Origin of the sequence: Williamsia sp. D3 (genome assembly GCF_000506245.1) — a bacterium.
GTDB classification, from domain to species: Bacteria; Actinomycetota; Actinomycetes; order Mycobacteriales; family Mycobacteriaceae; genus Williamsia; species Williamsia muralis.
In genome coordinates this window covers 83,407-109,804 of sequence record NZ_AYTE01000014.1, presented here as the reverse complement: position 1 = coordinate 109,804, position 26,398 = coordinate 83,407, and the positions used below count along the sequence as shown (strand labels likewise).

General features: G+C 62.8%; 22 protein-coding genes. 9 read left to right on the top strand and 13 right to left on the bottom strand.

Annotation, left to right across the window (positions count from 1 at the left end):
* Window positions 1–129: 129 nt before the first annotated feature.
* From W823_RS58740 to W823_RS39410, 7 genes are all read right to left on the bottom strand, one after another.
* Entirely contained in the window at window positions 130–438 is a 309-nt protein-coding gene (locus W823_RS58740; RefSeq protein ID WP_051406447.1) for a hypothetical protein, read from the bottom strand.
* 20 nt (window positions 439–458) lie between these two features.
* Window positions 459–1,472, bottom strand: coding sequence for an MFS transporter (locus W823_RS39435; protein ID WP_235189475.1), 1,014 nt, complete (start codon window positions 1,470–1,472; stop codon window positions 459–461).
* Window positions 1,473–1,811: 339 nt separating this feature from the next.
* Window positions 1,812–3,050 carry a CdaR family transcriptional regulator gene (locus W823_RS39430; protein WP_023956798.1) on the bottom strand — a complete coding sequence of 413 codons (1,239 nt, stop codon included), beginning with the start codon at window positions 3,048–3,050 and terminating at the stop codon, window positions 1,812–1,814.
* 119 nt (window positions 3,051–3,169) lie between these two features.
* A complete protein-coding gene (locus tag W823_RS39425; protein WP_023956796.1) occupies window positions 3,170–4,042 on the bottom strand; it encodes an alpha/beta hydrolase in 873 nt (290 codons plus the stop codon).
* On the bottom strand, window positions 4,039–5,187 hold the full coding sequence (locus tag W823_RS39420) for an amidohydrolase family protein (RefSeq protein WP_235189474.1): 1,149 nt from the start codon (window positions 5,185–5,187) through the stop codon (window positions 4,039–4,041). The genes W823_RS39425 and W823_RS39420 overlap by 4 nt, the downstream gene beginning before the upstream one ends.
* A 279-nt stretch (window positions 5,188–5,466) precedes the next feature.
* On the bottom strand, window positions 5,467–8,919 hold the full coding sequence (locus W823_RS39415) for an AAA family ATPase (RefSeq protein ID WP_023956794.1): 3,453 nt from the start codon (window positions 8,917–8,919) through the stop codon (window positions 5,467–5,469).
* A gap of 63 nt (window positions 8,920–8,982) precedes the next feature.
* Window positions 8,983–9,345 (bottom strand): helix-turn-helix transcriptional regulator, encoded by a 363-nt coding sequence (locus tag W823_RS39410; protein WP_023956792.1) that lies wholly within the window; start codon window positions 9,343–9,345, stop codon window positions 8,983–8,985.
* Window positions 9,346–9,437: 92 nt separating this feature from the next.
* Between W823_RS39410 and W823_RS39405 the strand changes: the two genes are divergently transcribed.
* From W823_RS39405 to W823_RS39395, 3 genes are all read left to right on the top strand, one after another.
* Window positions 9,438–11,429, top strand: coding sequence for a heavy metal translocating P-type ATPase (locus tag W823_RS39405; protein ID WP_023956790.1), 1,992 nt, complete (start codon window positions 9,438–9,440; stop codon window positions 11,427–11,429).
* Between the two features lie 83 nt (window positions 11,430–11,512).
* Complete coding sequence (locus W823_RS39400; RefSeq protein ID WP_023956788.1) at window positions 11,513–12,742, top strand: MFS transporter; 1,230 nt, start codon at window positions 11,513–11,515, stop codon at window positions 12,740–12,742.
* Between the two features lie 5 nt (window positions 12,743–12,747).
* Window positions 12,748–13,107 carry a metalloregulator ArsR/SmtB family transcription factor gene (locus W823_RS39395; protein WP_023956786.1) on the top strand — a complete coding sequence of 120 codons (360 nt, stop codon included), beginning with the start codon at window positions 12,748–12,750 and terminating at the stop codon, window positions 13,105–13,107.
* A gap of 48 nt (window positions 13,108–13,155) precedes the next feature.
* Here W823_RS39395 and W823_RS39390 read toward each other — a convergent pair whose 3' ends face one another.
* The 3 genes from W823_RS39390 to W823_RS59545 form a co-directional block, all read right to left on the bottom strand.
* Window positions 13,156–13,878, bottom strand: coding sequence for a Clp protease N-terminal domain-containing protein (locus W823_RS39390; protein WP_023956784.1), 723 nt, complete (start codon window positions 13,876–13,878; stop codon window positions 13,156–13,158).
* Between the two features lie 82 nt (window positions 13,879–13,960).
* On the bottom strand, window positions 13,961–15,343 hold the full coding sequence (locus W823_RS39385; protein WP_161633989.1) for an alpha/beta fold hydrolase: 1,383 nt from the start codon (window positions 15,341–15,343) through the stop codon (window positions 13,961–13,963).
* 214 nt (window positions 15,344–15,557) lie between these two features.
* Window positions 15,558–16,097 carry a MerR family transcriptional regulator gene (locus W823_RS59545; RefSeq protein ID WP_023956780.1) on the bottom strand — a complete coding sequence of 180 codons (540 nt, stop codon included), beginning with the start codon at window positions 16,095–16,097 and terminating at the stop codon, window positions 15,558–15,560.
* Window positions 16,098–16,183: 86 nt separating this feature from the next.
* On the opposite strand from W823_RS59545, the gene W823_RS39380 reads away from it, so the two are divergent.
* Complete coding sequence (locus tag W823_RS39380; RefSeq protein ID WP_023956778.1) at window positions 16,184–16,960, top strand: SDR family oxidoreductase; 777 nt, start codon at window positions 16,184–16,186, stop codon at window positions 16,958–16,960.
* 73 nt (window positions 16,961–17,033) lie between these two features.
* Here W823_RS39380 and W823_RS39375 read toward each other — a convergent pair whose 3' ends face one another.
* Window positions 17,034–17,996: an alpha/beta hydrolase gene (locus W823_RS39375; RefSeq protein WP_023956776.1), complete on the bottom strand. Its 963-nt coding sequence runs from the start codon at window positions 17,994–17,996 to the stop codon at window positions 17,034–17,036.
* Window positions 17,997–18,112: 116 nt separating this feature from the next.
* Between W823_RS39375 and W823_RS39370 the strand changes: the two genes are divergently transcribed.
* On the top strand, window positions 18,113–18,664 hold the full coding sequence (locus tag W823_RS39370; protein WP_023956774.1) for a TetR/AcrR family transcriptional regulator: 552 nt from the start codon (window positions 18,113–18,115) through the stop codon (window positions 18,662–18,664).
* A gap of 106 nt (window positions 18,665–18,770) precedes the next feature.
* Here the strand turns inward: W823_RS39370 and W823_RS39365 are convergent, their stop codons facing one another.
* A complete protein-coding gene (locus tag W823_RS39365) occupies window positions 18,771–19,373 on the bottom strand; it encodes a TetR/AcrR family transcriptional regulator (protein ID WP_023956772.1) in 603 nt (200 codons plus the stop codon).
* Between the two features lie 417 nt (window positions 19,374–19,790).
* On the opposite strand from W823_RS39365, the gene W823_RS39360 reads away from it, so the two are divergent.
* The 3 genes from W823_RS39360 to W823_RS39350 all read left to right on the top strand — a co-directional run bounded on the left by W823_RS39360 (window position 19,791) and on the right by W823_RS39350 (window position 23,191).
* Window positions 19,791–20,174 carry a response regulator transcription factor gene (locus W823_RS39360; RefSeq protein WP_023956770.1) on the top strand — a complete coding sequence of 128 codons (384 nt, stop codon included), beginning with the start codon at window positions 19,791–19,793 and terminating at the stop codon, window positions 20,172–20,174.
* 156 nt (window positions 20,175–20,330) lie between these two features.
* Window positions 20,331–21,815 (top strand): APC family permease, encoded by a 1,485-nt coding sequence (locus W823_RS39355; protein ID WP_023956767.1) that lies wholly within the window; start codon window positions 20,331–20,333, stop codon window positions 21,813–21,815.
* Window positions 21,812–23,191 (top strand): FAD-binding oxidoreductase, encoded by a 1,380-nt coding sequence (locus W823_RS39350; RefSeq protein ID WP_023956765.1) that lies wholly within the window; start codon window positions 21,812–21,814, stop codon window positions 23,189–23,191. Before W823_RS39355 ends, W823_RS39350 begins: the two co-directional genes overlap by 4 nt.
* Before the next feature lies 1 nt (window position 23,192).
* Here the strand turns inward: W823_RS39350 and W823_RS39345 are convergent, their stop codons facing one another.
* Complete coding sequence (locus W823_RS39345; protein ID WP_023956763.1) at window positions 23,193–24,335, bottom strand: acyl-CoA dehydrogenase family protein; 1,143 nt, start codon at window positions 24,333–24,335, stop codon at window positions 23,193–23,195.
* A 228-nt stretch (window positions 24,336–24,563) separates the two neighbouring features.
* Here W823_RS39345 and W823_RS39340 point away from each other — a divergent pair, with 228 nt between their 5' ends.
* Entirely contained in the window at window positions 24,564–26,354 is a 1,791-nt protein-coding gene (locus W823_RS39340) for an FAD-dependent oxidoreductase (RefSeq protein WP_023956761.1), read from the top strand.
* Window positions 26,355–26,398 lie beyond the last annotated feature (44 nt).

Here is a 26,398-nt window from a genome sequence, read left to right as displayed (position 1 = left end):
CAAGACCGGCGAGCAAAGCTATCTACATATGTGGACACTTCGGCCATATGCAACACCGGGTTTGTAGCGCCCACGGATTTTGTCCGCTCAGGATTGGTCACGCGTATGAGTCCGGAGCGAACCGCGCGGTCATCTCTTGATGAGACCCGTTTGAAGATCGGCGCCCTTGGTCTCGGGGATGCCGCGGAAGATGAAGGGACACGCGATCAGAGCAATTGCAGTTCCGTAGAACGCGGGCGCAAGGTTACTACCGGTGCTGTCGACCAGTGCCTGGCAGACCAGTGGCGCCGTGCCGGCGAAGATTGCGTATGCAACGTTGTACGGGACAGCGGTTCCGACGTACCGCACTTTCCCGGGGAGGAGTTCCAAGATCGGAAGCAAACCGGTGGTCAGCATGCTTGCACCCATCATCAGGATGGCCAACGCGGTGCCGATCACAAAGAGATTGCCTGTGCTGATCAGGAGATAGCAAGGAATGAGGCGATCGCCGTACCCACCGCTCCGAGACGGACAAACGGGCGGCGCCCCACGTTCTCGATCAGTCCGCTCAAGGCGATGACCACCGGCACCGGGATGACCATCGCGATCGTGGTCAACACAAGCGCGGTGTTGGTGGAGATCCCTGCGGACTTGACCAGATAGGTGGGCATGTAGCCGAGCATCATGTGGTTCAGCACCCCGAGGCACGCAAAGAACGCGAACAGGGTCATCAGGTTGCGGCGCTGTTGAATCAGCAGCTCCCGCAGAGGAAATCGTCGCGTTGTCTTCTGGTCCTGCGCAGCGACAGCCTCGAACACGGGTGTCTCCTCGACACCCAGGCGCAGAAGCAGCCCCGCAATGGCGAGTGCGCCGCCGATGAGGAATGGCCATCGCCATCCGCCACCATCGAACGCTTCAGCGCCCATCGACCGGTAGGCCAGAATCGTCACGGTTGCGCCGACGAGTCCGAGCGACGTGGATCCGGCGAATATGGCGAGATAGAGCGGCCGTCGTCCGGGTGGCGCGTGTTCGACGGCAAAGGTCGCGGCACCGGCGAATTCGCCACCGGCAGAGAAACCTTGGATCAGTCGGCAGGCAAGAAGAAGTGCGGGAGCGGCGGCCCCGATCGTTGCGTAGCTCGGCAGTAGGCCTATTGCGGCCGTAGCCACACCCATCAATCCGATTGCCAAGGACAGAGAACCGCGCCGGCCGAGACGATCGCCCATGGTTCCGAAGAACAGCGCTCCGGCAGGTCTGGCGAGGAACGCGCTTCCGTAGACGGCGAAGACGGCCAGCAGTGCGGAGCCGCCGGAGTCCGGCGGAAAGAAGATGTCCGCGAGGGTCACAGCCATGAAGCCATAGATCGTGAAATCGAACCATTCGACAAAGTTGCCGGTCGACGCGGCGAGCAGAGCTCGCCGCCGAGTACGTGTCAGTTGGCGCGAATCCTGCACCCGGACGTGTTCGGCCGAATCTTCCACATTGCTCGACATCGGGGCCCTTTCGGATTGGACGGGGGATGGTTGATGCGCGGCTGTTCCTGTTGCCGACGTGAAAAGCGTTATCGATCAACTGAAGTGATGAGACTCCCGGGAGCTGGAAGTTCGACAGGCGGTCACACGAGGTGCTTACCACTCTGTGCCGCGGCCCTGCATCGTGGACAACACTAGCCTCAGAACGTGACCTGCGTCATGGGCAATTGTTCAACCATGGAGCCTGTGTATTGCGCAATTGTCGCGTTGAGGCGCGATTCAACGCGTGTCTATAGGCCGGAGGTCGAGCAGGCGCCAGACCTACTGCCAGCAAGCAGTTTTCGTCCCGACGTCGGACTGCTAGAGGGGCCAGCTGGTGGTTGACACGGAGTTGGCCGCCGCCAGCGCTTTCATCTTCAGTCCCAGATGCAGGGTGAGGCGGTCGTCGCCGCTGTCGAGATTGCAGTCCGTGAGCTGCTCGATGCGTTTGAGGCGCTGGTAGAGCGTTGCTCGATGGATGCAGAGTAGGTTCGCAGTGCGTCGAATGTCGCATGCGTTGTCGAAGAACGCGTGGAGCGTGGTTTCGAGAACCTGCTGCCTGTCAGCGGCTTCGAGTCTCTGCAGGGGTGATGACCGTGCAGCGCTGGCTATTTCATCGTTCGGTAGTCGTAGCAGAGTGTCGTAAGGGCCGAGGCGTCCCCATTTCGCCACGTTCCCCAATGTAGGAACCAGCAACGCAGCGCGAACCGCGATGACAGCCTGTCGATAGGCGCGGTATACCTGATCCAGAGCGCTTACCGTGTCGCTGACACCAACCACGAATCGACTGTCGTTACCACTCAGCTGGTGGAAGCGGGAAGTCATACGCTGAGTGATCGAGTCCAGTTGCTGTTTTGTCAATGCTTCAGTGAGGGCAAGTAATAGCCAGGCTCGGGATCTATCCGCGACCATCAGGCCGGCGCCGTCCGGCAGAGTGTGCAGCCCTTCCTGCACCGCTACCTCTACTGCTATGTCGTCCGAGGTTTCGACCGGGTGCGCAATTTCTCGCTGAACTGCGATGACCTGGTAGTACGACGCGTGCTCAACGAGCAACTGCTCGGCGAGTACGTCCGCTACTGCCTGCCTCCTGGTGTCTTCGGCTGAGGTGACGAGGTTCCGGAGGATTGCCTCGCGGCGAAGGTTCGAACGTTCACGGAGCAATAGGCGTGCATAGAGGATTACGCCCGCCCGCGCGGCAGTATCCTCCGCCATCTCGACATCGGACTCGGTAAGCGGATTCTCCTCGTTGTCGATCAGCCAGAGGAAGCCGAGCAGCAGACTTTTGCAGCGAACGGGTACACAAAGCCGTTTTTTGCTTCCGGGCACATCGAGATGGGCGCGGCCCGCCTTGACCCACGTGCCGATGCCGAGAGCGAAGAGGGGGCGGGTCACGTCGTCGGGTACCGAACGATTCAGGATGGAGGTTATCCGCAGGGAGTCCTCGTCGCCAAAGTGTCGGCTGGCGGCGAGAAGTCGGATCGAGGGATCATCAATGGCCACAGAACGGCGGAGCCGCCCGGCCAGATCGTCAACGAGCGACTGCAGGTCGTTGGTGGACATGTGCACTCTCCTCACAGCACGCGACAGGCGCTCCCGCACATCAGTGCAGTCGTATCAGTTGTGCTGCTGCTTCCTTCGGCCGGGTATGCGCCTCCAACAACGAGCACGCACGGCCACCATCACCGGACGTGACATTGCTTCAGATAACTCAAGAACGATGCCTGTACCCCGGTGGCGTGCGTCTCATCGAGGATCGAGGTCGTGAACGAGTCTGAGCGACCGCTGGCTCGCAACTCTTCCAGTGCCCTCAGGACATTGCGGGCGATGCCGCGGTACACGGGCATATCGCCCAAGACCTCGACTTTGTTCAGGGTGACGTGGAGTCGAGGAGTGACCGACTCGCCGTTGTCGCGTTCCGGGAGAGTACGGATCAGGTCGAACAACTGACTGTCGGAACTGCTGATCCCAGGAGTGCCGGCGCCAACCGTGGCGAAGGGTGTCTCGCCACGAAGCCACGCATACAGAGCGAAAAGACCTCCGTACGAGTACCCGAAAAGACCGTGGCCGGTATCGCTGACACGCAGCCGCGATTGCAACTGAGGGTGAAGCTCTTTGACCAGGAAGTCGAGAAATGCGTCCGCATCGCAGTCCGATAGTCGCTCCAGATAAGCGTCTATGTCTTCTTGGCTCATCGTGCCCGTCTCGCGAGCCGACGCCAATGCAGCGACCACCTCATCGCCGACCGGTTCCCCGGCCGGGACGAGGTCACGGTTGCGAAGCCGCGACCAGTCCGACGCTTCTTCGGCGGCATATCCGACGCTGACCTGGATGTAGGGCGCAATGTTCAGAAACGGATCTTGTTGTGCGACGACGAGTGGCGCCGTGTAACCGACCGTCCAGTTCCCGTCCAACACGTAGATCAGAGGCATCGTTTCAGCGGAATCTTCGTAGTCGGGCGGGGTGGTGACCCAGACACCGAAGCGGTGCCCCAACCGGGACGTCACTTCGAGGTACTCAGTGTCGGCAAGACAACCATGCAACATCGTGCTCATCGAATATCCTTCACTGTCGCACCGCTTTTGACCACGAGAACGGCCATCTCTGGGTTGGCGAAGACACTGGCATCTTCGAGGGGGTCTTTCTGCCACACGACGAGGTCGGCTCGCATTCCGGCACGCACCGTTCCGACGGTTTCGCCCACGCCGAGGATGTCCGCGTTGACACTCGTCGCAGACACCAGCGCCTGCATCGGTGATTCCAGCTCTGAGCGCACTCGCAGTTCTTCACCCCTTCGTCGCTGGTTCGGACCGATCAGGTCAGAACCCAGACCAATTCTCAGTCCGGTCGAGCGCGCTATCTCGAGGGCAGACGCCATCCGCTGCCGGACTCCGGTCGCTCGGTCGACGGTCGTGGGGTTCACATCCGTCACTCCATCGCTCAAGAGCTGATCGAGTACAGAAAAGGTGGGGACCAAGGCCACGTCATGTTCGTGCATCAGAGATGCGGTCGGCTCGTCGATGTCGGTGCCGTGTTCGACGCACCGCACGCCCGCCCGTACGGCGTTGCGGATTCCGGCACTGCCGTGTGCATGGACCGTCACGTAGGTGCCACGCGCTGCGGCTTCCTGCACAGCCACCGCGATCTCCTCGACGGTGAACTGTGTGTCGGCGAGGCGATCGTGCCCCCCGACGACACCACCTGTGACGCACAACTTGAGAAAGGTGGCGCCCCGGCGGAACGTCTCGCGGACGTTCCTACGGAGTTCGCCGGCGTTGCCCGACATCAGTGACAGTGCGCAGAGTCCGGGAATGTGGTGTTCGGTCCACAGCTCCGTCGGCTCCCAATCCGCACCGTAGTAGCCGTGCCCGCCGATCTGGCACTGGACAGGGCCGCAAGAAAGCACGTGCGGACCTCGCATCTTTCCTTTCGCGAGGACGTCGACGACACCGCGGTCGATGCCGCCGGTGTCGCGAACCGTCGTGAAGCCGGCGTCGAGCGCGAATGCCGCCGACGTGAAGATGTCGGCCGCGATCTCGGCAACCGACAGTTCGAATCCGAACTGCGCCCTGATGGGGCTGGACAGGCCCAGGTGAACGTGAGCATCGATCAGGCCGGGGGTGAGGAGCCTGCCGTCAAGATCCACCGTCGTCGCGCCCGCAGGCGCACTGCCGATGGCTGTGATGACGCCATCCGTCACACAGACGTCGCAACCGAGGGCTCTGCGCCAGAACCGTCCGCGACCCTACCGCCCGCATACCATGTCTCCGTCACATGACCTCCTGGTCTGTTCCGCGGTGCATTCGTTATCCCCTTGGGTCGATGAAGATCGAGGATCGGGTCTGACGTCTGTCAGCCTGCTGAACCGGGAGGGTGGTCCCGCCCAGTGGGCCGTTTGATACAGCATGGCGCCTCTCTGTCGCCGCGGGCAGTGGTCGCGTGTTGCGACTTCATCGAGCGGGCATCGACAAATGTCGTGTTACGCCTTCCATCGACCGGCCAGTGCGTCGATACGTCTGCGCACTGCGGTGGCCCCGGTGTCGTCCGCGGCACGACGCGCGCGCTCGATCGAATCTGTCGGTTGTCGGCCAGATGACTTTGCGGCCAGAAGTGCGCCGAGATAGAGGGTTTCGGCGTACCAGGCGTCGAATCCACGGGCTCGGTGCACGCGCAGCGCATCGTCGAGGTGTCGCCTTGCCCGATCGTACTGCCCCAGCGCAATCGACAGGTCCGCCAAATGATGGTGGGTGACGCCGTACACGACAGCCACCGCACTGATCGTTTCGTCGGCGTGATCGACCATCAGGTCGTAGACCGCCTCGCAGACGATGGTGTTGCCGATCTGCGCGGCCACCCGACCCAGAACGGCTATCGAGCTGGCCCACACATGATTCACCTCGATGGCCGCGACGCGTGGCTTGTCGTACCAGGACAATAGGCGGGCCGCGGATTCGACGTCGCCGACATCTGCCATCGCCAGGGCCAGAATGGGCCGGTATGAGCTGACGAGGTCGAACCGTTCGGTCATGTCGTCTGCAGCGTCGACGATCTCGCGCATGTCGCCTCGCAGAGTCCGCAGCCCGCATACGAATGCGAGAAGACGACCGAAGGAGTAGGTCTCGATCGGTGAGGCAGGAATGCTCCGAATTTCTTCGAGTTGCTGGTCGCACTGGGAAAGACGCCCGGCGGCAACGGCTATGCCGAAGTCGATACTCGAAACGAGCCATGCCAGTTCGCGATCGCGGCTCGTGTGGGCGGCGGACACTCTGCCGATTGTGTGCTGCGCCTTTGCCAGTTCGCCGTTCACCACCTGCGCGCGCGCCAACCACACGGTCAGCATGGGGTCGAGCGTGCGCGTCGGCGCGATGCTGCTGATCTTTTCCAGCTCTTCGTAGGCGTCTTGGCGGATGGTGGCCATATGCGGTGTACGCAACGAAACCAATACCGCTGACAGCGCTGCGATGAGTGCATCGGTGTCGTCGGCTGCTCGGGCCGCGTCGATTGCTCGGACGAGAAGGTCACGCCTGGTGTGGTGGTCGGTGGTCCAGATCTGCTCGATGGCCAGTTGCGCCAGCAAGTGGGCCGTCGACGAGCCGTCGTCGCGGCCGGTCGCCTCGAGCGCGTGCAGGGTATCGTTGAGACTGGCGATGCGTTCGTGGTCGATGTGTATGTGCACGTAAAGGATTCCGTACAAGTTGTTCGCCAGTGTCGCGGACACGTGCAGGTCGACATCGCCGAGTCGGCGTCCCATCGCTGCAGCGCCGAGCAGAGTCGAACGAAACGCCGAATTCCGTGCTTTGCGCTGTGCCCGTCCCAATTTGATGAGGAGCCGGCACCGCGCAGACGAATCGCCGCGTGGGGTGAGGCGCTCAGCGGCGAATTGGTACAGCGATACAGCGTCTTCGTAGGCGCCGATCGAGTTGGCCGCATCGCCGGCTCGGATGGAGTATTCCACTGAGCGGGGGCGGTCGGAGTCCAGCCCGTGACTCAGGTGATACGCCATCCGCGCGAACCCATCTGGCTCGTGATCGACTCCGTGGTCCTCGAAAGCGCGGGCGACTCGGGAATGCGCGTGGACGCGACGAACGCCCGGCATCTGGACGTAGACGGACTCTTGAACCAGTGCGTGGCGGATCATCACCTCGCTGGATGAGACGAACTCTGTGATCAAGCGTGCTTGGGAGAGCTCGTCGATCGCGGCCGCGAAAGCGCCGTCGTCCATGGGCTCCACCGCTGATCGCAGTACACCACGCGGTGACACCAGGCCGATGACCGAACAGACCTCCAGCAGCTCCAACGCATCGGCACCGAGGACTCTGATCCGATGGGCAACCGACTCCGCAACGGATGTCGGAAGTTGTTGTTGTGACCGGAGGGCATCGCTCGCAAGCAGTGACGAGACAAAGAATGGCAACCCGTTCGTCCGGTCGTGCAGAGCCGCCGGATCGAGGTCGCTGCCCGACGCCTCGACCAGGGCCGCCACCTGTGCAACGTCGAACGCACCCAGTTCGATGCGCTGCACACCGCGAGTTCTGGACGGACTGATCAACACCGAGCGAAGATCTGCGCGGTCGGTGAACTCCTCGCGTACGGTCACAATGATTGTGAGACCGGCAGATTCGGATCCATGGATGACGAATCGCAGCACGTCCAGAGTGGCAGTCGACGCCCAGTGCAGGTCGTCGACCACCAGCATCGTGGGGGCGCGCCGCATGGGCGAGGTGAGCCACTCGAGGACGGCCGACATGGTCAATGCCCGGTCGTCGTCCTCGACTGAGGAGACCAGGATGTCACTGGTTTCCCACATTCTCTGCGGGACCAACTTCACAAGTCCCGGGCCGGCGCTACGGAGCCGCTCCTGCACAGTCACCGGGTCCAAATCGTCGAGTTCACGACCGATCGCCTCGACAAACGGTTCGAAGGAGACCAGCGATTCCTCGCTGCACCGACCGAACAAGACCGTTGTTCCCGCCGCGCGTGCGCGGTCCATTGCTTCGAGAACGAGGGTGGTTTTGCCGGTGCCGGCTTCGCCCACGACCGCGATGAACTGGCCGCGTCCGTGAGCGGCACCGATCACGGCCTCGTCGATGGTGACCCGTTCGGCCGTGCGTTCGATCCTGACCGTGTTGTTCTCTATCGATGGCGTGGCGGCCGCCACGGTGACCCGCGTCGGGTGGTCGTCGCTGCGCAGTATCTCGAGATAGAGGTTCTCGGTCTCCGCAGAAGGCGTCGTGCCCAACTCTTCGGCCAGCGCCTGCCGGCACCTGGCGGCCGCAGCCAACGCCTGGCCCCGTTCACCCAGGGCCATGTACCCGCGCATGGCGATCCGATAGGCCTTCTCACGGAAGGGATCGATGGCGATGATGGACTGGGCCGAGTGCGTGGCGCGCGCATACTCCCTCGCCCTCAGTGACCCCTCGGCGTCGATCTCGAGCGCCTTGATCCGAATGCGCGTCGCCTCGGCACGGACATGGTCTGCCCACGACCCAGTGATGCCGTCCAAGGGTGCAGATACGAGCAGTCCCAGTGCTTTTCGAGCGTTCTGCAGTACCGCTTGAGGATCGCCGACTGAGGTGTCGCAGTACATCTCGGCGAGTTCCAGATCGGATCGCAGCGAGGCGGGCAGCGTCAAGCGAACACCGCCGCTTCGCGAACGGAGGCCGTCCGCGGGCAATCCGACGAGGCGAAACGTGTCCCTGATCCGTGAGAAGAGAATGCGAAGTGCCGCGTTCCACGACTGCGGGCGGTCAGCCGGCCACACGGCCTCTGCGAGTTCTTCCAACGACACATCGCGGTGACGGTTGACCACGAGGAACCCGAGGACCAACGCACATCTCGGTCCGCCGACAATGCGGGGATCGGCTTCTCGACCACTGAAAGCGACAGTCACCCCGCCGGTGAGGCGAAACACGAGCTCCGCGTCGGCTGTCACACCCCGAAGTCTATCCAGCGGGAGCGCAAATGCCGGACTTCGGCGGTGTGTCAGATGTTCTTCTCACGCGGTGTCGCTCGATGCATCGCGATCGGCCAGGCCCAGGTGTTCGATGTGGTAGATAGCCTCATCGAGCAGCATCGCGACGTGATTGTCGTAGAGCCGGTAGGTGACGTTGCGTCCCGCCCTGGTGCCGGTGACCAACCCCAACGCCCGAAGTAGGCGCAGCTGATGCGAGACCGCGGACTGCTCCATGTCGACGGATTCGGCCAGGGCGGTGACTCCGAGAGGGCTGTGTCGTAGCTCGGTGAGGATCCGCAACCGGCTCGGGGTGGCCAATGCCTGCAACGTTGCGGCAACGGTTGCGGCGGACTCGGCATCAAGATGCGCCGGCGGCGCTGTTCTGCCCTCGACTCCGTGACCCATGCACTGATCATAGTCAATGTGCACGCATGTACACCTCTTCATGCGTACGTGTATGGTCCGGTGAAACGACGTTCCCGAGTGTGGAAGCTGGCATGACGACAGAAACACCTACTCCGGTCACGGCCGCCGGTGGCGTTGCGCACGCCAAGCGCGGTACCCGGTTGTTGTTCATCGATGAGGTCCGCTGGGCTTCGCTTGCGTTGGCGCTGTTCGCCTTCGGCTTGATTCTGCAACTGTCGCCGCTACCTTCATGGACGTTCTGGGCGGCGTATCTGGCGTGCTACGTGGCCGGCGGGTGGGAACCGGCCATCGACGGGCTACGGGCGTTGCGCGAGCGAACCCTGGACGTTGACTTGCTCATGATTGTGGCCGCCATCGGTGCGGCGGCGATCGGCCAGATCTTCGACGGTGCCCTGCTCATCGTCATCTTCGCCACCTCGGGCGCGCTCGAAGCGGTCTTGACCCGACGCACGGCCGATTCGGTTCGGGGATTGTTGGACCTGGCGCCCGAACAAGCATGCCGGGTCGACGAACGAGGCGACGAGACAACGGTGCACGCGGCTGACCTCGCCATCGGCGACATCATCATGGTCCGTCCGGGTGAACGTATCGCCGGCGATGGGACGGTGATCTCGGGCGCAAGCGAGGTCGACCAGTCGACGATCACCGGTGAGTCGATGCCAGCCGAGAAGATGCCCGGGGCCGAGGCGTTCGCGGGGACCATGAACGGCACGGGCGCCTTGACCATCCGGGTCGACCGAGAACCCTCGGATACCGTCATTTCGCGGATCGTGACGATGGTCGAAGATGCGTCGTCGACCAAAGCCGCAACTCAACTGTTCATCGAGCGGGTGGAACAGTATTACTCCTCCATCGTGGTGGCGGCCACGCTCTTAATTTTCGCTGCACCTTTGCTTTTCGGAGCCGAGCTCGACTCCGCGTTGCTACGGGCGATGACGTTCATGATCGTCGCATCACCATGTGCGGTGGTGCTGGCGACCATGCCACCTCTGCTCGCAGCCATGGCCACCGCGGCCCGCAACGGTGTGCTGGTCAAGTCAGCTGTGGTGATGGAGCAACTCCGGGCAATCGACTTGGTGGCATTCGACAAGACCGGCACAGTCACCTTGGGAACCCCACGCCTCGAGACGATCCGCGCTGTGCCAGGTGCCACGGTGGACAACCAGGCGATCCTTGCGATGGCTGCAGCAGTCGAACGGCACAGCGAACACCCTCTCGCCGCAGCCATCACTGCGGCGGCCGACCACTCCGGACATCCACGGCAGCATGCAATCGAGTTCGGATCCACCCCGGGCGCAGGGGTATTCGGCACGATTGACGGGCAGCGCATCGACGTCAGCCGGCCGCGGGCACACGGCCCTGGCACCTCGGAAGAGTCCGGACTCGACACTCTCGTGGTGGAGCTCGAACAAACCGGACTCACCGTTGTTGTTGTCAGTGTCGACGACAAGCCCGTGGGACTGCTCGGTCTACGCGACACCATCCGGGCCGAGAGCTCGGAGACTGTCGCAGCGCTCACGACACTGACCGGACGGACTCCCATTCTCTTGAGCGGAGACAATCCGCGGGTGGCGGACGCCATCGCCGGACGGATAGGCATCACTGACATCCGCGCCGAATTGCTGCCACAGGACAAAGCCGCCGCCGTGCGAGAGCTGCAGCACCAAGGCCGTACCGTGCTGGTCGTCGGAGACGGAGTCAACGATGCGCCGGCTCTCGCGACAGCTCACGCGGGTGTTGCCATGGGCCGCAAGGGATCCGATCTCGCTCTCGATACCGCAGACGCGGTTCTGATCGGAGACGATCTCTCTGCGCTCGCGAACGTCATCAGGCTCTCGCAACGAGCGCACCGAATCGTCGTTGCCAACCTCGCCATCGCCGCAGCGTTCATCGTCACCCTGGTGATCTGGGACCTGGCCGCCACGCTGCCGTTGCCGCTGGGCGTGGCCGGCCACGAGGGTTCCACGGTCATCGTTGCACTCAATGGGATGCGTCTGCTGTCTCAACGATCATGGGGACTGCGCAACCGCTGTCGATTGCGGAGCGCCGCGCATGTCCAATAGTTGCGCAGTTGCGCAGTTGCGCACCTATGCGACTAAGATTGGTCTCGAGTGGCCGCAGGCACGAGATGAAGGGGTCGCGGGCGATGCTGGAGATCATGCGTAACCGGACGTTCGGCCGGTTGTTCGCAGCTCAGGTGGTGGCACTCGTGGGGACAGGGTTACTGACCGTGGCGTTGGGACTGTTGGCGTACGACCTGGCCGGTTCTCGAGCCGGTGCGGTGCTGGGGACTGCGCTGGCGGTCAAGATGGTGGCGTATGTTGCTGTGGCACCGGTTATTTCCGCACTCACCGATCGTGTGCCCCGCACAGTGTTGCTGGTTGGAGCGGATGTGGTCAGGGCCGCGGTGGCCGTACTGTTGCCGCTCGTCGATCAGACGTGGCAGGTGTATGTGCTGATTTTTGTGTTGCAAGCCGCGTCGGCGACGTTCACGCCGGCTTTTCAGTCGATCATTCCGGCCGTCCTGGTCAAAGAAGACGACTACGCACGAGGCTTGTCGTTGTCGCGGCTCGCCTACGACCTCGAATCGCTGGTCAGCCCGGTGCTGGCGGCAGCGCTGCTGACGGTGGTCAGCTACAACTTCCTGTTCCTGGGCACTGTTGCTGGGTTCGTCGCGTCGGCGTTGTTGGTGATCTCGACGGTGGTGCCGCGGACGATCCCGGCTGATCGATCGCTGCGGCTGGTCGACCGGATGACACTCGGTGCGCGGGTGATGTCTGCGAGCCCGGTCTTGCGCGGGTTGTTGGCTCTGAACATGGTGGTCGCTGCGGCGACCGCGCTGGTGGTGGTCAACACGGTGATGTACGTGCGCGACCTGCTGGGCGGGTCGAACATCGGAGTTGCGTTGGCGCTGGGGTGTTTTGGTGCCGGCTCCATGGCGATGGCGCTGGTGCTGCCTCGACTGCTCGCCTCGTTGTCTGATCGCCGGGTGATGATGACCGGATCGGCGACGGTGGCTGCGGGGTTGGCGGTCACGACGCTGGTTCTGGTGATTGCACCCCCCACGACAGCGGGATGGATTGTGCTGGGCGCAGTCTGGATCGTGCTGGGTGCGGGGACCTCGCTGATCACGACGCCGTCTGCGCGCCTGTTGCGTGGTTACTCCGACGAGCAGAATCGGTCGTCGGTGTTCACTGCGCAATTCTCGCTGTCACATGCCTGTTTCATTCTGACCTACCCGCTGGCCGGGTGGGTCGGTGCGCACATCGGACAGGTCAGCGCATCGCTGGCATCAACGGTGCTCGCTACACTCGCAGCATTGGTCGCTGCCCGGATCTGGCCGGCGCGACTCGAGGTGGTGTCTGCAGGAAGGTAGATGTGATGAAGCCGGTGACCAAAGCATCTACCGCCAGCCTGGTCCATCCCGGAGCGCCCGATCGTCAGCGCCTGGACTCTGCGACCGCCACCTTTCGCATGCTGGCCGATCCGACTCGCCTGCATATCTTGTGGATCCTGACCCGCGGTGAGGCTGATGTCGCCGCTCTCATCGAACAGACCGGAAGCTCCAAGACGTCTGTGAGCCAACATCTGGCCAAGCTGCGCTTCAGCGGCCTGGTCAGTACCCGTAAGGAAGGCCGCCGGGTCATCTACCGGATCGTCGACGGGCACCTGACCCGACTGATTCTCGAAGGAATCAATCACGCCGACCACATGGTGACCGGCGAGCCACCCCACGAGTAGATGCGCGGAGTCGCCAGTCCGGTCACCCAGAATGGTTGCGCTATAAGGTCATTCGTTCTCCGACACCGACAAGAGTGTCGTCAGTTGCGTCTCCACAGCGACCTTCGTCAGCTCGAGTCCGGACAGGGGGCCGTCGCCGTTCTCGTGCTCCAACAGTGCGAGCAGAATGTGCTCGGTCCCGACATTGTCGGCGCCCAAGCGCAGCGCTTCCCGGAACGTCAGTTCGAGAACCTTCTTGGCCGACGTGTCGAACGGTATGAGGGCCGGTAAGTCCGACGATGTATCGGGAAGTGTGCCCATCACGGTCGCGCGCACGGCATCCAGCGATACACCGACTCCGGTGAGGGTTCTCGCAGCCATCGAGTCGGAGTCGCCGACGAGACCCAAAACCAGGTGATGCGTAGTGATTTCGGCGTGATTGAGAGCGCGCGCTTCTTCCTGCGAGCTGACCACGACATTTCGGGCATGCAGTGTGAATCGGTTGAACCCCTGGCTGGGGTCGAGGGCGGGCGTTGATGCGGGCTTGGGCACGAAGCGCTTTTGCGCTGCCTGTTTGCTGACGCCCATGCTGGCGCCGATGTCGGTCCAGGACGCGCCCGATCTCCGCGCCTGGTCGACGAAGTGCCCGATCAGGTGGTCGGCGACATCTCCGAGATGATCGGCAGTGAGTACTGCGGTGGACAGTTGCTCGAGGGTGTCGCTGTGCACCTTGGTGATGGCCTCGATCAGGTCGTCGAGGCGAACTTGTTTTACGGGAGCTGGAGTAGTCATGTCGTCAACCGTAGGTTGACGGCTTGGAATCGTCAACCGTAGGTTGACGGACCCCGGAGAAGCCGGCAACTGCCGGTTCTGGCTACGGAGTTGGTGCCGGTGCCGAGGGGGCCGTCGGTGCCGGGATGAGCGGCGCCGGCGTCGGGATCGGCGACGGCGCAGTCTGCGGACTTCCGGGGGGCGCGCAGTTCGACGGTGCCGGATCACCGTTGAACCGGTCGGCGAACCATGTCAGGTACTCGGACTTCGAGTCGTTCGGAATGGTCTGGTGCGTGGCACCCTCGTACATCGTGTATTCGACCGGCTGGCCGAATCCACATGCGCGCGCGATGTATTGCGTGGTGCCGTTGGGGTTGACCACGGTGTCCGCGGTGCCTTGCATCACCAGTACCGGAACCTTGGGTGCGCTGTAGCCGGCGGTGTTCTCGTTGAGGCGCTGCTGCCAATCTGCCGGGATGTTGGGGTTGAGGAGAGTCTCGCCTGGCGGCGTTGTGAGGTTCGAGTTGATGACGTAGGCGAGATGGTTGATGCACTGCTGCGCTGCACCGACCATGGCCTCTTCGCCGGCCTTGGTCACCACGTCGGACACCTTCAGTTCAGGGTAGGCAGCAGCCAGACCGCGGAAGACGTTCAACTGCAGTGCAACTGCGTGCGCGGGCGATGTCGCGTTGCTCGGTCCCGGTGGGACCTGTCTGGCGAACTGAGGGCCGTTGTCGGCCGCGGGGGCCAGGCCCGCGGTGCCGAGCAATCGCAACGGGGCGCCGTAGTCCTGGTTCTGTGACATCCACACCGATGCTCCGCCGCCTTGCGACCAGCCGAGAACCACCATGTCGTCGCCGGCGCCGGTCTCGTCGATCTTCTGCGCGGCTTTGACCGAGTCCCAGACGTTGTTCGATTCCGATTCGAGCACCGTGTACTGCTGGATGCCCGGAGTGCCCAGCCCCTGGTAGTCGGTTGCCACGACGACGTATCCGGCGGCGAGCATTTCGGAGAGTGCGGGCACGCCCGCATCCTGCTGCAACGTGCTGGTGTACGTGAAGTAGTCGGTCAGGTCGACGGCCGGCTTGGGCGCCAGTGACGGGGCACAGTTGCGGCCGCCGCCCTCGGTGCCGTGCGCCCAGGCGACAACCTTTCGTCCACCCTCGGGCGCGGCGCCCTCCGGTGCGACCACAAAACCTGATACCGCAACGGGTGTGCCGTCGTGCAGCTCGGACAGGTAGAGGATGCGCCAGGCCCGTGCCCCTTCGGGCGCATCGACCTCCTCTTTGCGAATCAGCTCACCGTGCTCGCCGCTGGGCAGCGGGGACGGGGGTTCATAGAACTCCGGAATGCCGAATTGGCCGTCGATGTCGCCGCTGCTTTCGCCTGTCGAACTGGGTGCAGTGGTGGTCGACGACGTCTCGCTCGCCGAGTCGCTGTTACTGCAGCCGGCCGCCACTACGGAAATACTGACCAGCAGCGACATCGCGATAGCTGATTTTCTTTGCCAGAGAGAACCTTTGGGTGTTTGGACACCGCGTACATTCATGGCCGGAGATTAGCACCGCCAGTGTCTTTAACCGGCGCAAATGCGAATACGACGAGAGGACGCACGGGGAACAGTAGTTGACGTCGTGGAAATGCCGCGTTGGCGTATTCGGCGCGCGAAGTATTGTTATTCGCCGATGATGTGTGCGTCGTCAGGGAAGCATTCGAGTGACCCTCCGGATTCCCCCAGTATGCAGCTCCCGCACGTTCTTGCGCCTCGCGCCCGTGTTTGAACACGGGCGCGAGGCACAAAGCCGTGCGCGGCGTGTACTAGCGAACTGGGGCGCCGCCGTTGCCGCTGGAATCGTAGGCTCCCATGGGGTTTCACGTAGGCCCGGACAGTGCTCAGGCGTCGGGTGGTGGGCAATGTGGATCATCTGGTCGAGGGCGTCGCGGGCGGCGGCCAGGTCTGCCATGGCTGCGGTGATGCGGTCGCGTTCGGATGCCAAGACATCGAAGATTTCGGGGGAGGCCGTGCCGCTGTCGACGCACGGCAGCAATTGCAGGACCACTCGGCTGGACAGGCCGGCGGTGAAGAACTGCTGGATCAGCTTCACGCGCTCGATGGCGGACTCCGGGTAGGTGCGTTGACCACTCGCGGTGCGCTCGGACTCGAGCAGTCCCTGCTCTTCGTAATAGCGCAGCGCTCGGGTGCTCACTCCTGCGCGGACTGCGACATCTCCGATTCGCATACCTTCGCCTCCTGTGATCGAGCTATCAGCGAACAGACTTGCCCTTGACGTCAACGTGAAGTTTTACAGTACCCGATGTCGGGCAGATGTGGCCCGATCCCAAGAACAAAGAACTTCTCGTAGAAGGCATGGTCCCCATGGACATCACCAACCAGATCGCACTCGTCACCGGCGCAAATCGCGGAATCGGCCGTCAGTACGTACTCGAACTCCTCGATCGTGGAGCGGGCAAGGTGTACGCGACGGCCCGCCGCCCCGAGACCTTGGAGTTCGCCGACGATCGGGTGGTGCCGTTGCGGCTCGACCTGCTCGACCACCAGTCCGTCGTCGCCGCGGCAGCGGCCGCGAACGATGTCACGGTGCTCGTCAACAACGCGGGGATCTCCACCGGCGCGCCTCTGGTGACCGGTGACCTGGCCGAGATCCGCCGCGAGATGGACACGCACTTTTGGGGCACGCTGGACGTGATCCGGGAGTTCGCCCCCGTGCTGGCCGCGCAGGGAGGTGGTGCGGTCGTCAACGTCTTGTCTGCCCTGTCGTGGTTCACCGCTCCCGGCAGCGGGTCGTATTCTGCTGCCAAGTCGGCTGAATGGAACATGACAAACGGTGTGCGGCTCGAGCTTTCATCGCAAGGGACGTTTGTTCAAGGTGTCCTTTTGGGCGCAGCCGACACGGACATCGCCGCCGGGTATGACGGGCCCAAGATCGATCCCCGCGACGTGCCGCGCCGCTCACTCGACGGACTGACCGACGGGTTGATCGAGGTGATCGTCGACGACTGGACCGCAATGGTGAAGGCATCACTGGCCGGAGACCCGGCCGCGTTCTACTCGCAGATGAGCCAGCTCCTGGGCGCCGGCTGAGCAGCCGCCGTCGGCGGCAATGCCGTGTTGTCACCTCCCGGTGGTCAGTCAGTAACCGGGAGGTAGACCATGCTCAGTTTGTGGCGCCTTCACTTTTCGGGTGCGCGAGGGGCACCGCCGTCTTCAGGAACGAGAGTTGCTCGTCGACCACAGTCGGGAACAGCGGCTCCACGTAGGGGTCGAAGTGACCGCCGCGATGCACGTGAACTGTTGCGCGCGGGATCTTTGACGCCACTTTCTGGGCGATAGAGGCCGGGGTGACGGCGTCATCGGACATGATCTGGATCAGCGTGGGGCATGTGATCGCAGCAGCTGTGCGCCCCGGGGAATAGAGGCCGATCTTGAGAAGTATTCGGGCGGCCACGGTTTCGGGATAATCGCTGATGTTCAGTCCCGACTCAACAATGAGTCGGTCTCGTGCGTCCATCGCGTCAGGCGATGTCATGACGGCGACGTCGCCGGGTCGACCGACTGAATTGATGTAGCGCGGTGACCGCTTCAGCAGCGCCCGCGTCTGGTCGATGACGGCGGACGGGAGGACTCGGAGAGTGTTGCGCAGACCGGTTGCCCGCACCGCCGCGGGGCCGCTGACGTGGGGAACCTGTGCGATAGCGGCCGCGAAGTCCTCGCCGTTGCCCGCAAGTGAGAGCACGTGGCCCCCTGCGAACGAGGTCCCCCAACCGACAATCCGCCGGGCACGGGCACCGTCGAGCGACCGAGCGTAGGCGATGGCGTTGCGGTAGTCCTGATGCTGCTTGGTGATGTCGAGGAGCTGGCGGGGCTCGCCCTCGCTGTCTCCGAAGTGCCGGTAGTCGAACACGACAACCACGTATCCGGCGCGGGCGAAGACGTCCGCATAGTTGAAAAGCCGCACGGCGCGGGGAGTGCCGAATCCGTGAGCCATCACCACTGCAGGCGTCTCGGCGGTGGCAGCAGCCGGACGGAAAACGGCCGCCGCGCATCGCACGCCCTCGGAGTCGAACCATTCGTCGGTGCGCGAGTAGCCGAAACCCGCGGTGGACGCATCAGTAGGCATGGCAAGTCCTTCGGGTGGGGATGCGGCTGTGTGTAGAACACACCGACCGCATTCTTGATCAGCGTTCAAGAAGACGGTAGCAACGCCTTGAACGGTAATCAAGATAGGATTCCGGCATGCCCCGGAACCGTGCGCCTGTTGACCGGGCTGAGAAGCGGGCCGAGATCATCGCTGCGGCCACGTCACTGTTCGTCGACGAGGGCTACGACAACACAACGATGGGAAAGATCGCGACCGCGGCGGGCGTGACAGCGAACACCATCTATTGGTACTTCCGGGACAAGGACCAGCTGCTGATCGCGGTTCTCGACGAAGTGCACGCCGAGACCCTCACCCGCTTTGCGGCCTTGAGCCGGCGGCCGCTCGGCGACCGCATCCTCTGGGCGGTCCGAGAGCTCACCCGATACCACCGGCTGGTGGACACCGTCCATGTGCGCACATCTCATTCAGTCGATATCGACAGCTGGCACAGCGGTTTTCACTCGACATGGGAAGGGTGGATTGCGTCCGAGCTGACCCAGTCAGGAGCACCCGGCGCCGACGTGGAGGCGATGACCCGTGTGATCGTCTTTGTCATCGAGAGCATGCTCAGCCATCCCAGCAGTGAGGACGAGAACCGGGCAACGGTCGACGTACTCCTGCGGATGGTCGACCTGCCAAAGCGCTAGGGATCGTGGCGGGCCGCCGGCCCATCTGCACCAGGATCGTCCCCGTCGGGGGTGGTGGGTGGCTATGTGCCCTCCGCGACTGTGCCGGGGATGAAGTTGGTGGGGTTCATGCGTCTGTGGTGGCGAGAATCCAGAGAGTGGTCTCGGCGTGGGCCGGCAGCGTCATAGGTGTTCCGGTGGCGGCACTCTGCAGGGTGAGACCGTCGAGGTAGCAGACGATTCGAGGTGCTCTGGCGGACGCCGCCGCGGGATCGACCCCTGCAGCGGTGAGCGCGTGCTCGATGAGATTGCAATATGCGGCGATGCAGTCGGCTGCGGCAGTTGCCAGGTGGGGACGCCGTGAGGCGGCGACGTAGAGCTCGAGCTGCGCGAGCGAGGCACCGGTGTCGGCGAAGAGGTTGGTCAGTTCACCGAGCATCGACTCGAGAAGTTGCTCCGGAGTGAATTGCTCGCTGTCCCACTGCGCGATGAGGGTCTCACATCGTTCGACCACAGAACTCGAGAACTGATGCAAGGTGGCCCGGAGCAGCTGGTCGCGATCGGTGAAGTGGTAGGTGGTGGAGCCGACGGACATGTGGACCCGCTCGGCGACATCGCGCAAGGTGAAGCCGTTGAGGCCTCGCTCGCCGATCAACTGCAGTGTTGCAGTCATCAGTGCTTGTTTGCCGGCTCCGCGTCGTCGCGGCGAATCGGCAGCGCCTGAGTTCACCTATCCCACTCTCTCTGTCTCCACCGCCAGGTACCGATCGTCAGTGTGCCAATGCGATGAGAACAATGACGCATCCCACGACGACGGGCAGTACCAACAGCATTGCTCGATGTTCGCAAGAGAGTGTTGTGCGTTGGGTCGACGGTGTGTCGTCGACACTGTGAATGGTTCGTGCAGATTCGCGTGCGCGAAACGAAGAAACGGTGTTCACGCTTTGTCCTGTCCGCGGCCATGGTTCGGTTCGGTCGGATGCCAACCTATCCTATACTGCACAGCTGTGCAGTATCTGTCGTCCAGGCGGCGCTTAGGCAGCCGGCAGAGCCGTCTGATTTGTTGGGATCGGTAGCGGGATGGTCCGGGTGTACTCGTCCGTGGTGGTCGTCGAAGATCGGCGCCACGTACGGAAGGGAGTGTCAGATGACGTTACCGCGCAACCACTTTGGTAACCCCGGTCGGCCCAGAGCGGGGCATCGCCCGACCCGTGAAGAGGCGCTGGCGCGCCTTCGGCAGCGTCAGATGCCTCTGCCGGACCGGGCCGTGACCGCGCGAGCCATGCCCGTTGCCCCCACCTATCCCTCGCCTGGCCTGTCCGATCGAGAGGTTCAAGTGCTGCGAGCGTGGCTGGCACTCGACTCCAAATCGTCTGTTGCACAGAGGTTGTGCATCTCGCTCGGTACGGTCAACACACACCTCACCCGCATTCGAGTCAAGTACAGAGACGTCGGACGAAGTGCACCCACCAAAGCGGCTCTGGTGGCACGCGCCATCCAGGATGGAATCGTTTTGATCGACGATCTTTGAGTCCTGGGTCGACCGGGCAAGACACACGTCGTTTGAGACAGAGATACCCATTACTGCAAGTTTCAGCGCGAGGCTGCTTAATCCGGGTTAGCGTTGTTCCGACGTTCCGACCAGCAGGCACGGGATGCCCTCCGTACAACGATCGAGGTATTTCGCGTGCCCACACCCCTCACAGATGAATCATCGGCCGACAGCTCTTTGCCCCCACAGGATTCCGGTCCCGAGTTGCAGCGGACTCTTGGCGGATTCCAGGTGTTCGCGATCTCCTTCGCGTTCATCTCCGTGGCGGTGGGAGTCTTTGCAACGTACGGAGAAGTGCTGGTCACCGCTGGCCCGGTTGGAATCTGGCTGTGGCTGATCGCGGCAGTCGGCCAGACATTGGTTGCCCTCGTGGTCGCTCAATTCGCGGCCAGGATCGCGTTGAGCGGCTCGTCCTACCAGTGGGCATCGAGGCTGGCGAACCCGAAGGTCGGTTGGCTGTTCGGCTGGTTGACCTTCTGGTACCTGGCGACGGCAGTCGTCGCAATGGACAGTGCGCTGGCCAGTCAGGCGTTCATGCCGCTGGTGGGGATGGAGCCGAACGAGGACACGGCCCGCATCATCACGGTGATCATCATGATGATTCAAGCTGTCTTGGTGATTGCCTCAACCCGCTTGCTGGGCTTGATCACCTCGGGTGCTGTCGGTGTCGAGCTCGCGATCGTCGCGATACTCGTTGTCGCACTGGCAGCGGTGGTGGTGTTCACCGGTAGCGGTGAGGTCAGCAACCTGACGTCGCGGGGAATCACCGAAGGCGACAGCAACTACTTCGCCATCGGCGGCGGACTGATGGCCGGAATGCTGATGGGACTCACCACGCTGGTGGGATTCGATTCGGCGGCGAATCTCGCCGAGGAGGCCAAGGATCCGTTCCGAAGTGTGCCGCGCGCGATCGTTGCCTCCGTGCTCGCCGCCGGGGTGGCAGGGTTCTTGTTCTTGCTCGCGCTGACCGTAGCGATCGACGATGTGGACGCGATCAGTAAGAGTGGGTCGCCGGTCGCAGCGATCATCCGAGACCAACTCGGTCCGGTGATGGAACGGATCCTGCTGGCTGCCATCGTCTTTGCGATCTTCGGCGCCGGAATGGTGGTGATGGCGGCGTGCTCACGTCAGGTGTTCGCGATGGCCCGTGATGAACGGTTCCCGGCACATGGACTGATGCGTAAGGTCAATCCCCGCACCCAGACCCCGGTACCGGCCACCCTCCTCATCCTGGTCGTCGGTGTCGTCTTGTTGGTCGTGCTGCCCGGAGACGCGCTGATCAAGCTGATCACCGCCTCGACACTTCTGCCTGCGCTCATCTACGGCGCCATCGTTGTGCTCTATCTGGTGGTGCGCAAGCGGCTGGATAGAAAAGAGGACGGGTTCAGCCTCGGCCGCTTCGAACTACCGATTGCCGTGGCAGCCTTGATCTGGGTCGCCTTCGCGCTGTTCGTGTTGGTCACTCCAGGTGACTCCACCTCGTCGAACGTGATCGTCGCCGGCCTGATCCTGTTGGGTGGCGTGTACTTCGCCAAGATGATGATCTTCAACCGTGAGGTGCTCGAGACCGAACCTGCCGGTGGCGACGCTGTCGACGCGGTTGTCGAGGTGACCGAGTGAGCAAACGGGTGTCCGGGCCGGCGGAACTGACCGGCCGAATCGTGCGCCCCGGGGACCCGCAGTATCAAGAGGCGAGTTCCGGATGGAACCTGCTGTTCACCCAAACGCCCCAGGTTGTCGTGTATCCGCAGGTGACCGACGACGTCGTCAATGCGCTCACATGGGCACGGCAGAACGCTGTTTCGCTTCGGGTACGTAGCGGGGGACATTGCCTCGAGGGTTGGTCGAGCGTCGACGACGGCATCGTGATCGATGTCAGCGAGATGAAATCGGTGTCGCTGAACGCGGAATCACAGACGGCGACGGTGGGCGCCGGGCTCAACCAACTCGAAGCCGTGACTGCATTGGGGCGTGCGGGTTTTGCGGCACCGACGGGAACCGAGGGCACGGTCGGACTGGTCGGCGCCACGCTCGGAGGCGGTTTCGGTCTGTTGACGCGCTACCTCGGCATGGCATCGGACAACTTGTTGGCAGCCGAGATAGTCGTCGCTGACAATGACCGAGGTGCAGAGGTCATCACGGTCGACGAGACGAGTAACCCGGATCTGCTCTGGGCGCTACGTGGTGCAGGCAACGGCAACTTCGGGATCGTGACGTCGTTGACCTACCGCGTCCATCCGCTGACGCAGACGATCTACGTCACCGCCACATGGTCTGGTCTCGACCACCTGCACGCTGTGTTCGATGCGTGGCAGCGCTCGGCCCCGACGACAGACAACCGGCTCACCAGTCAGATCGAGATCAACAGCGAACAGGTCCAACTCTTGGGTGTTCTGGCATCGGGGACACCACACGAGGCGTTGGAACTGCTCGGTCCGATCCTGTCCGTCGGTGCGCCAGAGGTGACAACGTCGGACGCGAGTTGGGTCGACACCTACACGGCATTCCAGATTCCGACCGAGGACGAGCCGGCCAACTGGAAGTTCCAGTCCCAGTTCATCTCAGAACCGTTTCCGCCGGAAGCGATCGACCTGGTCTGTCAGTACATCGCGACTGCTCCGACTGCAGAGTGCAACTACTTCACCAACGCCTTCGGGGGCGCGGTGACCCAGACCGAGCCGTCCGGTGGGTCGGTATTCGCGCATCGCAACGCGATCTTCTACGCCGAGCCCGGTGCCGGGTGGGGAACTAGGGGAGCAGAGGCCGCGTCGGCGGATTCTTTGACGACAGTGTGCTTGTCGTGGGTGGACGACTTCACGAAAGCGTTGGCACCCTACGTTTCCGGGGCGTACAGCAACGTCCCGAACGCCGACATGGCCGACTGGCAAACCGCCTACTGGGGATCCGGCGTCGAACGATTGAAGGCGATCAAAGCGCAGTACGACCCGACCGGCGTGTTCAGCTTCGAACAAGGACTTTCACAAGCCGAGAGCTGAATCATAGTGAGCGCGCGATGATCTCCTTCATGATCTCGTTGGTGCCGGCGTAGATCTTCTGAACCCGCCCATCTGCCCACATGCGGCCGATGGGGTACTCGCTCATGTAGCCGTATCCACCGAAGAGTTGCATGCAGTCGTCGAGCACTGTCATCGCGCGGTCCGAGGTCCACCACTTGGCCATGGCCACTGTGGGGATGTCGAGGTTGCCGGCGAGGTGTTTGCAGATGCAGTCGTCGATGAAGACGCGGGCAATCGTTGTCTCCGTCGCGGCTTCGGCGAGTTTGAACTTGGTGTTCTGGAACCCGAAAATTGGGCGGCCGAACGCCGTCCGCTCTTTGGTGTAGGCCAGTGTCTGGGCGACGGCAGACTCCATCCCGGCGACCGACGCCACTGCGATGATCAACCGCTCCTGAGGTAACTGCTGCATCAGTTGGACAAAGCCCAATCCTTCATCGGTCCCCAGGAGGTTCGCGGTCGGTACCCGGACGCTGTCGAAGAACAATTCCGACGTGTCCTGTCCGCGCTGCCCGATCTTGTCCAGAATCCGGCCGCGGCGGAAACCCTGCCGGTCACCCTCGACGAGAATCAAGGAGATGCCGTCTGCGCCTTTGCTGGTGTCGGTCTTGGCCACCACGATGATGAGGTCGGCCTGCGATCCGTTTGTGATGAACGTCTTGGACCCGTCGATCACGTATTCGTCTGCGTCGCGGATCGCTTTGGTCGAGATGTTCTGCAGATCGGAGCCCGTGCCGGGTTCTGTCATCGCGATGGCGCCGACAACCTCGCCCGTTGCCATCTTCGGCAACCACCGTTGCTTCTGCTCCTCTGATCCGTACTCGAGCAGGTAATGGGCGACGATCCCGTTGTGCAAGCTCACGCCCCACGACGAATCACCCGCTCGCGCTTGCTCTTCGATCAACACCGCCTCGTGCGCGAACGTCCCGCCGCCGCCGCCGTACTCCTCTGGAATCGACATGCACAGCAGGCCCAATTCGCCGGCCTGGTTCCACAGATCGCGATCCACATGGTGTTGCGACGTGTACTTCTCGGTGTTCGGGATGACGTGCTTGTCGAGGAACGACTTGATCAGTCCACGCAAAGCTTCGAGATCAGGAGTCATCCAGGGTGAGGTGTGGGTCATCGGTACCTTTCATCGGCCAGACCATGTCAGTAGCAATTGTAACAATCATGAATGGCACTATCGTGCGGTGAGGTGGCGGTCGCGCCGGTGGGCTGATTTTCGGTGTTCGGGCAATTCCCAGTACTGAACGATGCAACAGTGTATCTATAGTTGTGGCATTGACTTCCCATGGATGTGTTGGATCTAGATGCATGGTCCGCGTGTCCCTGGCCTACGAAGGCGTATGACATGGACAATTCGGGGGTTTCTCGCCGCGCGGTGTTGCGCGGGATGGCGATGGGGTCCGCGGCTGTGGCGGGCACGGCTGCGGCTGGACATCTGGGCCTGGGGCAGGCGTGGGCCACTCCGCCCACCGATCGCCGGGTGGCCGTTCTCGGTGGAGGTATCGCGGGGTTGACCGCGGCCCATGAACTGGCCGAACGCGGCTACGAGGTCACCGTGTACGAACGGCGCGCGCTCGGCGGCAAAGCTCGCAGCATGGATGCCACCACGATGCCGTTCGGTGGTGGGCGAAAACCCCTGCCCGGTGAGCACGGGTTTCGCTTCTTTCCTGGCTTCTATCAGGCTGTTCCGGACACGATGCGGCGAATACCGTTCCGTGGCAATCCAAACGGGGTTCGCGACAATCTGGTGCCGGCCCTGACCGCCACGGGGGCGTACAACGGCCCTGAGATCACTGCGCCGTTCGCTTTGGACTTCAACGCGATCGGTCTGGCTGCTCACCCGGAACGGTTGGTCAAGTCGCTGCTCGGCGGGTTGATCTACGCGCCGCGGCTGCCCTATCTGGACCTGCTGGGTCTGGCACAGAGGTTGCTGGTGTACTTCACCAGCTGCGACGAGCGGCGGTTCGGTCAATATGAGTACCAGACATTTGCCCATTTCGCCCGCGCCGAGAACGCCCATCCGAACTATCTGTGGGTGATCTCCACTGTCACCAGGACTCTGGTTGCGGCGAAGGAGAACATTGCCAGCGCCCGAACCATCTGCAACATGGCCGAAGCATTCCTCCTGAACATCATCAACCGCGGGTCGCAGGGCTACCCGGACATGGTCTTGAATGCGCCCACGAACGAGGCGTGGATCGACCCATGGGTGGCGCACCTGCGCGGTATGGGCGTTCGGTTCGAAATGGGTAGCACACTGCGGTCGCTGACCACCGCGGACGGACGAATCGCATCGGCTCGGATGACCGACGCAAGCGGCCGTCCGACAGAGGTGCCCGCAGATTGGTTCGTGTTGGCAGTGCCGCCCGAGAAGGTGGTTCCTCTCTTGGCGCCGGACGTGCTGAATCTTGATCCCTCGCTCGAGCGGATCTCGAAGTTGTTCTCCGACTGGATGACCGGCATCCAGTTCTACCTCGACATCAATGAGTCCATCGCTCCGGGGCACATAGGGTTCATCGAATCGCCGTGGCGGCTGACCGGCATTCAGCAGGGCCAGTTCTGGCATGGCCGCAACATCGCCCGCGACTACGGGGACGGCACGGTCCGCGACATCTTGTCGGTGGACATCTCCGAGTGGAACACGCCAGGATCGTTGACCGGCAAGACCGCCAAACAGTGCAGCCCAGAAGAGATAGCCCGGGAGACCTGGCACCAGGTCGTGACCACGCAGTCGGGTCGATTGTTGTTGCCAGACAAATTGACCGACGCAAACTTGAAGGGCTGGTTCCTCGATCCGGGTATCGGTTGGAATCCACAGACCCGTGCACTGACGAACGAGGACCCGTTGCTGATCAACACGGCCGGCTCCTGGGACAACCGGCCCAATGCGGGCACCGGGATACCGAACCTGTTCCTGGCCGGTGACTATTGCCGCAGCCAGATCGATCTCGCGACAATGGAAAGCGCGAACGAGGGCGGCCGCAATGCGGCGAACGCAGTGCTCGATGCGTCGGGATCAAACGCCTCACGGGCACGGCTGTGGCAGCACAGCACGATCGCCGAGTTCGACGGCGCGCGTCAACTGGATCGCGACCGATGGCGCGCGGGGTTGCCGAACGTATTGGACATCCCGTGACGTCTCCGGGTAGTCGACGCAATGCAACACGGTTTGTAGAGTCG

Bases quoted from the DNA above. Each gene is read 5' to 3' on its own strand.
- W823_RS39385 (WP_161633989.1), bottom strand. From the start codon at position 15,343: ATGTCGCTGCTGGTCAGTATTTCCGTAGTGGCGGCCGGCTGCAGTAAC.
- W823_RS39410 (WP_023956792.1), bottom strand. From the start codon at position 9,345: ATGGGTCACGGAGTCGAGGGCAGAACAGCGCCGCCGGCGCATCTTGAT.
- W823_RS39380 (WP_023956778.1), top strand. From the start codon at position 16,184: ATGTGGCCCGATCCCAAGAACAAAGAACTTCTCGTAGAAGGCATGGTC.
- W823_RS39430 (WP_023956798.1), bottom strand. From the start codon at position 3,050: ATGTCCACCAACGACCTGCAGTCGCTCGTTGACGATCTGGCCGGGCGG.
- W823_RS59545 (WP_023956780.1), bottom strand. From the start codon at position 16,097: ATGCGAATCGGAGATGTCGCAGTCCGCGCAGGAGTGAGCACCCGAGCG.
- W823_RS39425 (WP_023956796.1), bottom strand. From the start codon at position 4,042: ATGAGCACGATGTTGCATGGTTGTCTTGCCGACACTGAGTACCTCGAA.
- W823_RS39395 (WP_023956786.1), top strand. From the start codon at position 12,748: ATGAAGCCGGTGACCAAAGCATCTACCGCCAGCCTGGTCCATCCCGGA.
- W823_RS39360 (WP_023956770.1), top strand. From the start codon at position 19,791: ATGACGTTACCGCGCAACCACTTTGGTAACCCCGGTCGGCCCAGAGCG.
- W823_RS39390 (WP_023956784.1), bottom strand. From the start codon at position 13,878: ATGACTACTCCAGCTCCCGTAAAACAAGTTCGCCTCGACGACCTGATC.
- W823_RS39370 (WP_023956774.1), top strand. From the start codon at position 18,113: ATGCCCCGGAACCGTGCGCCTGTTGACCGGGCTGAGAAGCGGGCCGAG.
- W823_RS39340 (WP_023956761.1), top strand. From the start codon at position 24,564: ATGGACAATTCGGGGGTTTCTCGCCGCGCGGTGTTGCGCGGGATGGCG.
- W823_RS39345 (WP_023956763.1), bottom strand. From the start codon at position 24,335: ATGACCCACACCTCACCCTGGATGACTCCTGATCTCGAAGCTTTGCGT.
- W823_RS39375 (WP_023956776.1), bottom strand. From the start codon at position 17,996: ATGCCTACTGATGCGTCCACCGCGGGTTTCGGCTACTCGCGCACCGAC.
- W823_RS39435 (WP_235189475.1), bottom strand. From the start codon at position 1,472: ATGTCGAGCAATGTGGAAGATTCGGCCGAACACGTCCGGGTGCAGGAT.
- W823_RS39400 (WP_023956788.1), top strand. From the start codon at position 11,513: ATGCTGGAGATCATGCGTAACCGGACGTTCGGCCGGTTGTTCGCAGCT.
- W823_RS39405 (WP_023956790.1), top strand. From the start codon at position 9,438: ATGACGACAGAAACACCTACTCCGGTCACGGCCGCCGGTGGCGTTGCG.